General features: G+C 38.3%; 2 protein-coding genes. Both read left to right on the forward strand.

The genetic code is table 11. From position 1 onward, the window contains the following. Window positions 1-187: 187 nt before the first annotated feature. Window positions 188-625, forward strand: a complete 438-nt coding sequence (locus tag PGY05_RS16455) for an HTH domain-containing protein (RefSeq protein ID WP_117836411.1) — start codon at window positions 188-190, stop codon at window positions 623-625. Window positions 626-663: 38 nt separating this feature from the next. Further along, entirely contained in the window at window positions 664-1,563 is a 900-nt protein-coding gene (locus PGY05_RS16460) for an IS3 family transposase (protein ID WP_270203516.1), read from the forward strand. Window positions 1,564-1,613 lie beyond the last annotated feature (50 nt).

The following is a 1,613-nucleotide window of genomic DNA, read 5'->3' on the forward strand; positions in this document are numbered from 1 at the left end:
TATAATGGACCCTATAGTGTGGACATGAAACTTAGATAATTAGGTCAATTCCTTAGAGTATTTTCCAAGTTGTAGACATGAAATTGGTAAACAATTATTCCTTCATGGTCTTATTTCCAACTTGTAGACAAAGGTTTAACCACCATTGCTGTTGTGATATATTAATAAACAGAAAGGTGGACACACTATGAGCAAAAAAGTACCTTTTACAGAAGAACAATTACGTGTTTTGGAGTTGAATCCTTATACTTATTCCGTAAGTTCGAATCGCATTACGTTTACACTTGAATTCAAAAAATTCTTTGTTGATCAGATTCGAAATCACAGAAAAACAACCCCTGAAGTCCTTAAAGCAGCTGGTTATGATCCGTCTTGGTTTGCACAAGGATGCAAAAGCAGTCTGCGCAGACGTATTCTTGAAGAAGCAGATTCTGAGCAAGGACTTCGTCCTCCACGAGGCCTTTCTACAGAACAACAGCTTGCTGCATTCGAGGCAAAAGATCTTTCTACCCAAAAAACAGATGCCAGTATCAAAGAATTACAGGAACGGATTGTTCATTTAGAAAAACAGGTTGAGTTTTTAAAAAAAATTTCAAATATCGTAACAAATCCGAAACTGCAGTAGCCAAAACGCGTGAGCAGACAAGCGCTATCTTTGAATTAATCTTTAAAGAAACTCAAAACAAGTCTGCTTTAAATGTTTTGGAATTATGTAAGCTGGCAGGCGTTTCCAGATCCGGTTATTATCGCTGGATCGCAGCCTCAAATCAAAGAGCTATCCGTGAAGCATCTGATTATCAGGATTTTCTGCTAATCAAGGAAGCATATGATTACCGAGGTTATGCAAAAGGATCCAGGGGCATTTGCATGCGTTTAAAGCGTATGGGCATTACTATGAACAGAAAAAAAGTGCAAAGATTAATGCGAAAATACAACTTGTGCTGCCCTATACGCAAAGCCAATCCATATCGAAGAATGGCAAAGGCATTACGTACAAGTACAATTGCCCCGAATTACGTTAAGAGACAATTCCGTTCCTATGGCCCGCGAAAAGTATTACTAACAGATATCACCTATCTGCGGCTCAAGCAGAAGCATGTATATTTATCCGTTATAAAAGATGCATATACAATGCAGATCCTAGCTTATCAATTAAGCGAATCTCTGGAGATTGATTTTGTCCTTGAAACAATAAAGTCTCTCATGAGAAATCATTTATACGAGATGAATGCAGAAGTTTGGATTCATTCGGATCAAGGATGCCATTATACAAGTGTTGCATTTCGGCGGCTTTTGAATGACTTTAGGCTACGCCAGTCTATGTCCAGGCGAGGAAACTGTTGGGATAACGCACCACAGGAAAGTTTCTTTGGTCATATGAAAGATGAACTTCAGCCATATGTGAATACCTGGGATTGCTTTCAGGATGTAAAGGAACGAATTGATGATTACATAACTTACTACAATAATGATCGTTATCAAACCACCCTTGGAGGAATGTCTCCAAATGAGTATTATCATTATGTGGTTACAGGAGAGAAACCATCAGCATTGGTTGTTTAACCAATTGACCTAAAAAATTTACTGTGTCCTTGACATGGGGTCCAGTTTAC

It is taken from the genome of Coprococcus sp. AF51-11b1 (genome assembly GCF_027682785.1).
Lineage (GTDB): Bacteria > Bacillota > Clostridia > Lachnospirales > Lachnospiraceae > Allocoprococcus > Allocoprococcus comes.